The organism is Nocardioides sp. P5_C9_2, assembly GCF_054049555.1.
The window spans coordinates 1-5,742 of record NZ_JBFUMD010000242.1; the positions used below are offsets into that span (position 1 = coordinate 1).

Consider the following 5,742-nt stretch of genomic DNA (forward strand, 5'->3'; position numbering starts at 1 on the left):
ACCCGGGGCGCACCGACCCCGGTGGCCGCCGAGTCCCCCAGCGTCCCCGTCGACCCGATCCCGACGGGCAACGCCCAGCCGTCGGTCCCGGGCCTCGAGTCCGACCTGCCGATGCGTGAGGGCCGGCTCGGCAACGCGCGGTTCCGGCTCGTCCACCCCGTCCCCCGCGGCTGGTCGAAGATCTACGACGCGCCCGACCAGGTGAAGTGGAAGCGGGCCGGCAACCCGGACAACACCTACCTGCTGCGCATCCAGCAGGTGCAGTCGCTCAACGACAGCATCGAGGAGGTGCTCACCGACCGGATCGACGAGCTCCGCGACGAGGAGGAGCGCCTCACGATCGTCGAGCGCACCGCCAACACGCTCGAGTTCACCTACGTCTCGGAGGGGTTCCTCCGCCACGGCTTCCTGACCTGGCTGGACCTGCGCGGCACCGGGTTCGCCGAGGTCGAGATCGCCGTCACCGGCCGTGAGGTCGACGCCCGCGGCGCCCGGCAGCTGATCAGCCGGGTGGCCGCGGGGATGCGGCAGGCCTGATGTCCCTCCGCGACCGCTGGCACGAGCGGCGTGCGCGCCGCGAGCTCGAGCGCGTCGTCCGCGACGCGCCGGGCCCCTGCGTGGTGCTGCGCGCGGGCGACGCCGTCGACGTGGCCCGCCCCGGCCCGGCCACCCTGGTCGATGCGACCGACCCCGGCCCCCGGCGTGCGATGCGCCGCGCCGGACGCCTGTTCTGGCACGTCACCGAGGGCGGTCGGTACGTCGTCGCGGCGGCCGACGACGCGACCGCGGCCCGCATCGAGGCCCAGTGGCGTGCCGTGGCGGCCGGCGAGCGCCCGACCGTGCGGCTGCGGCCGCGGCTGCGGCGTGAGCTGCGCCGGGCCGTCGGCGAGGTCCGTCGCGACGGCCGCTTCGTGGTCGTCGAGAAGTCCGGAGCCAGCCTGCTGAAGGTGTCCGAGGCGCGCAGCGACCTGGTGGTGCGGCGTACCGGCCTGGAGCGGGAGGTGCTCGTCCACCGCGACGCGTCGCGCTTCACCCCGGCCCGCGTCGTGACCTCGCACGGCACCGGGGGCGGCGAGGTGCTCACCTCGTGGCGGGTCCCGCCCACCGAGGTGCGCCGCTGGAGCGGCGACATCACGCTGCACGAGGGGATGGTCGTGGCGTCGGGCGCCACCCTGCTCCCCGAGACCTTCAAGTGGTTCGAGCACCAGCCGCTGGACAACGAGAGGCTGCAGGACATCACGCCCCGGTTCGCCCGCCTGCGGCGCGAGCCGACCGCGCCCGTGCCGCGCCTGGCGGGCAGCTACTTCTTCCTCGAGTACAAGAACTCCGGCCACTACGGACACCTGATGACCGAGGGGCTCGCCCGGCTGTGGGGGTGGCGGGAGGCGAGGCGCCACGATCCCGACGTCCGCCTGCTCCTGCGCCGGCACCGCCGCGACCGCGGCCGCGACGTCGTCCGCCCCGACACCGCCGTGCTCGAGGCGTTCGGTGTCTCCTCCGACGACGTCGTGTGGCTGGAGGGGCCCGTGGTCGTCGACACGCTCCTCACCGCGACCCCGCAGCTGCACAACAAGGAGCCCTACTCGATCGACCCGGCCCTCACCGAGGTGTGGGACCGGGTGCTGCACGGGCTGCTCCGTCAGGCTCCCGACCCGTCGGGCCGGGAGCGGATCTTCGTCACCCGCCACGCCGGCCACCGGCTGTGCCACAACTGGGCCGACGTCGAGGAGGAGTTCACCGGGGCCGGGTTCGACGTCGTCGACCCCTCACGCCTGTCCCTGCCCCAGCAGGCCCGGCTGTTCCACGACGCCCGGGCCGTGGGCGGCTTCGGGGGCACCGGCATGTTCAACCTGCTGTTCGCGGCGCAGGGCCCCCCGGTCGTGGTGCTCAACCACGCGGCGTACGACGCCCGCAACGAGGAGCTCATCACCGCGGCCCGCGGCAGCGACCTGCACTACTTCTGGAGCGCTCCGGACCGCGCCCACCCCGACGGCGGCTTCGACTACCGGGCGTTCCAGTCGTCGTGGCGCTTCGACACCGCACGGCACGGCGAGGCACTGCGCTCCCTGCTGCGCGACCTCTGACCCGCACTCACATGCCGTGCAGCGTGACCGAGTCGAGCACCCGGTTGGCGGTGCCGCGGTCCTCGGCGCGCACCTGCACCCACAGCAGCTGGTTGGCGGTGGCGTGCACGACCCGTTCGACCGTCACCCCGTCGTCGCGGCCGTCGAGCGTGCAGCCGGTGAAGATCGCGGTGAGCACGTCGTCGCCGTCCCGCTCGTCCGGGATCGGCGACCGCGGGGGGTCGACGCACTCCTCGTGCTGCGGCATCCGGGTGGGCAGGTCGTCGCCGCGCAGGAGGCCCACGAAGACGCCGTGACCGGGGTCCTGGGCGCCGTTCCACCCCACGGAGGTGCCCGCGGACAGCGCCGGGAACTCGACCGCGGAGTCGGGGGGCGTCCACGGGTCCTCGTCGACGGCGGCCGTCCAGCGCTCCGGCACGGTGACCGAGATGGTCTGCAGCGCGTCGAACAGCTGCTCCTCGGTCGTGACGACCCGCTCCAGCACGGACCCGCCCACGAGGCCCACCACCAGCGCCGCCGCGCCGACCAGCACCCACCGGCGACGCGCGCCGGTCGGGTCGCCCGCTGGGGCGTGCTCGTCGGAGGGAAGTGGATCGCCGGCGAGATGGGTCAGGCTCGGGTCGGGCGGGATCCACGCGGTCGGGGCCTCGTCGGCCCCGTCGAACGAGCCGTCGAGCGCGGCCGTCAGCGCATCGACGTAGGACGAGACGTCGGGGAAGCGGTGCGCACGGTCGGCGGCGAGGCCGCGGTGCACGACCGCCTCGACCGCCTCGGGCAGCCCGCCGCCCATCGGCGCCGCCGGCACGGGGTCGGCGGCCGCGGTCAGCGAGGCGTGGTCGTAGGGCGGCCGGCCGGCCAGCAGCAGGTAGGTCAGCGCGGCCAGCGAGAACTGGTCGGCCCGTCCGTCCAGTGCCTCGCCCCGGGCCTGCTCGGGCGCGACGAACTGGGGGGTGCCGCCGATCATCGTCAGGCGCGACGACATGTCCATCGCCTTGCCCAGGCCGAGGTCGCCGAGCATGGCGGTCACCCGGGTGCGACCGTCGAGCTCGACGGTGCGGAACAGGACGTTGGCCGGCTTGACGTCGCGGTGCAGCACCCCGCGCTGGTGCAGGGCATGCAGCCCGGCGCCCACCTGGCCGACGACGTGCACCGCCTGGGCGCGGGTGAGCGGCGACAGYGCGAGCCGGTCCGCGAGGGTGCCCTGGTCGGCGTACGACATGACGAGGAAGGGGCGCCCGTCGGGCAGCTCGCCGGCGTCGTACACGCTCACGACGTGGGGCGACTCGACGCGGCGCAGGAAGCGGCCCTCCTCGAGGAAGCGTTGCCGCACGTGCAGGTCCTCGGTCCAGTTGTCGGCCAGCACCTTGATCGCGACCGGGGAGTCGAGCTGGTCGTCGTGGGCCAGCCACACCGTCGCGAAGGCGCCCGCACCGATGCGCCGCCGCACCGGGTAGCGGCCGAGAGAGGAGGGGGTGGACACCCCTGCATTATGTTGCAGGTGTGACGCCTGACGACATAGATGACCTGGCGCGCCGGGCGCGGGACGGGGATCGTGAGGCCCTCGAGACCCTCCTTGCGGAGATCCGCCCGCGCACGCTCAACGTGTGCCGCGGGGTGCTGCCCTACTCCGGCGACGCCGAGGACGCCTGCCAGGAGGCGCTGCTCAACGTCGCCACCAAGATCGGGTCGTGGCACGGCAACGGCCGCTTCACCACGTGGCTGCACGTGGTCGCCCTCAACAGCGCCCGCTCGACCTACCGGCGGCTCAAGAACCAGGCCGTGCCCACCGACTTCGACGGCACGCACCACCACGAGCGCCCCGACCCGCGCACCACGTCGGTCATCGCCGGCACCCGCCTCGACCTGCTCGAGGCCATGGAGACCATCGAGCGCGACCACCCCCAGTACGTCGAGCCGCTCATGCTGCGCGACGTCTACGGGCTGCCCTACGACGAGATCGCCGACCTGGTCGGCGCGCCGCTCGGCACCGTCAAGGCGCAGATCCACCACGGCCGCAAGCTCGCCCGGCCACTGCTGCGGGGCGAGGCGTGAGACGCCTGCGGGGCGGTACGGCGTCGCTCGCCGTCGCCGGCCTGCTCACCGTCGGCGCGCTCGGCGGCTGCTCCGGATCGTCCTCCGACGACCCGTCGGGCGCGGCGTCGTCGGGGGCCACGTCGTCGGAAGACGCCTCGTCGCAGGACGCTTCGTCGCAGGACGCTTCGTCGCAGGACGCTTCGTCGCAGGACGCTTCGTCGCAGGCGGCGCCCGCGAGCGCCGCACCGACCTCCGGGGCCGTCGAGCCCGACCTCGCGCTCGCCGAGAGCACGCCCGTCGAGGACTCGGTCTACCCGGGCGTCGGCCATCCGGACGTCGACGCGCTGCTCTACGACCTCGACCTCGCCTGGGCCCCGGCCGAGCGCCTCCTCACCGGGACGGCCACCCTCACCTTCCGCGCGGCCCGCGACACCCGGGCCTTCCGCCTCGACCTCGCCGACGCCCTCGACGTCGAGAGCGTCACGCTCGACGGTGAGGAGGCGGCGTACGCCCGTCGGACGAAGACCCTCGTGGTCCGCGAGCCGCTGAGCGCGGGCGACCGGCACGAGCTGGTCGTGGCGTACTCCGGCAGCCCCCGTCCCGAGCCGGCGCCGACGACCCGCCGCGACTTCTCCACGCTCGGCTTCACCGTCACCGACCGCGGCGAGGTGTGGACGATGCAGGAGCCGTACGGCGCCTACTCGTGGTACCCGGTCAACGACCAGCCCTCCGACAAGGCGCTCTACGACATCACGGTGAGCGTCCCGTCCCCGTGGACCGGCATCGCCAACGGGCGGCTGGTCTCGACGTCGCAGAAGGACGGCTCGACGACCACGCACTGGCAGCTCGACGAGCCGGCGTCGTCGTACCTCGTGACGCTGGCGATCGGTGACTACGCGCACCGCTCCAACCGGTCCGGCAGCGGCCTCGCGATCGACTACTGGACCCCGCGCGGCCTGCCCCTGGCCTACGACGACCTCAAGGTGGCCGCGAAGGCGGTGGACTGGATCGAGCAGCGGCTCGGGCCCTACCCGTTCAGCACGCTGGGCATGGTGCTCACCGACTCGCAGAGCGCGATGGAGACCCAGACGATGCTGACGCTGGGCAACACCGACTACGTGCGCTCGGCGCCGGTGGTCCTGCACGAGCTCGTGCACCAGTGGTACGGCGACCAGGTCTCGCCCGCCGACTGGTCCGACGTGTGGATGAACGAGGGCATGACGATGTACATGCAGGCGCTCTACGAGGCGGATCGCGGCGGCTACGACGTCTCGCGGACCATCGAGGAGTGGCGCGCGCAGGACCAGCAGCTGCGCGACGAGTACGGCCCGCCGGGCGAGTACGACGAGCGCCAGTTCGGCGGCTCCAACATCTACTACTCCCCCGCGGTGATGTGGGACGAGCTGCGCCGCGAGCTGGGCGACGAGGCGTTCTTCGAGATCGCCCGCACCTGGCTCACCGACCATGACAACCAGTCGGTCACCCGGCAGCAGGCCTACGACCACTGGGAGGACGAGAGCGGGCTGGAGCTCACCCGGTTCTTCGACGCGTGGATCACCGGGCGTCGCACGCCCCCGGAGGGCCTGATCGGCGACTGAGCCTGCGGCCCGTTTGTGGGGTAGTC

Annotated in this window: 5 protein-coding genes; 4 read left to right on the plus strand and 1 reads right to left on the minus strand. The window is 73.4% G+C overall.

The window, feature by feature from the left end; genetic code table 11:
* Both ACXJKL_RS12825 and ACXJKL_RS12830 read left to right on the plus strand, forming a co-directional pair.
* Nucleotides 1-537 (plus strand): hypothetical protein (locus ACXJKL_RS12825; protein ID WP_457207432.1); only part of this gene is annotated, 537 nt, incomplete at its 5' end.
* On the plus strand, nt 537-2,084 hold the full coding sequence (locus tag ACXJKL_RS12830) for a glycosyltransferase family 61 protein (protein ID WP_457207433.1): 1,548 nt from the start codon (nt 537-539) through the stop codon (nt 2,082-2,084). The genes ACXJKL_RS12825 and ACXJKL_RS12830, both read left to right, overlap by 1 nt.
* Nucleotides 2,085-2,091: 7 nt before the next feature.
* Here ACXJKL_RS12830 and ACXJKL_RS12835 read toward each other — a convergent pair whose 3' ends face one another.
* Complete coding sequence (locus tag ACXJKL_RS12835; RefSeq protein WP_457207434.1) at nt 2,092-3,564, minus strand: serine/threonine-protein kinase; 1,473 nt, start codon at nt 3,562-3,564, stop codon at nt 2,092-2,094.
* A 20-nt stretch (nt 3,565-3,584) separates the two neighbouring features.
* On the opposite strand from ACXJKL_RS12835, the gene ACXJKL_RS12840 reads away from it, so the two are divergent.
* Together ACXJKL_RS12840 and ACXJKL_RS12845 are read left to right on the plus strand one after the other, a co-directional pair.
* A complete protein-coding gene (locus tag ACXJKL_RS12840) occupies nt 3,585-4,136 on the plus strand; it encodes an RNA polymerase sigma factor (RefSeq protein WP_457207435.1) in 552 nt (183 codons plus the stop codon).
* Nucleotides 4,133-5,716 carry a M1 family metallopeptidase gene (locus ACXJKL_RS12845; RefSeq protein ID WP_457207436.1) on the plus strand — a complete coding sequence of 528 codons (1,584 nt, stop codon included), beginning with the start codon at nt 4,133-4,135 and terminating at the stop codon, nt 5,714-5,716. Before ACXJKL_RS12840 ends, ACXJKL_RS12845 begins: the two co-directional genes overlap by 4 nt.
* The last annotated feature ends 26 nt before the right edge of the window (nt 5,717-5,742 follow it).

What these genes read in the sequence shown, in the direction of transcription:
- ACXJKL_RS12830 (WP_457207433.1), top strand. Translation starts at nt 537, where the DNA reads ATGTCCCTCCGCGACCGCTGGCACGAGCGGCGTGCGCGCCGCGAGCTC.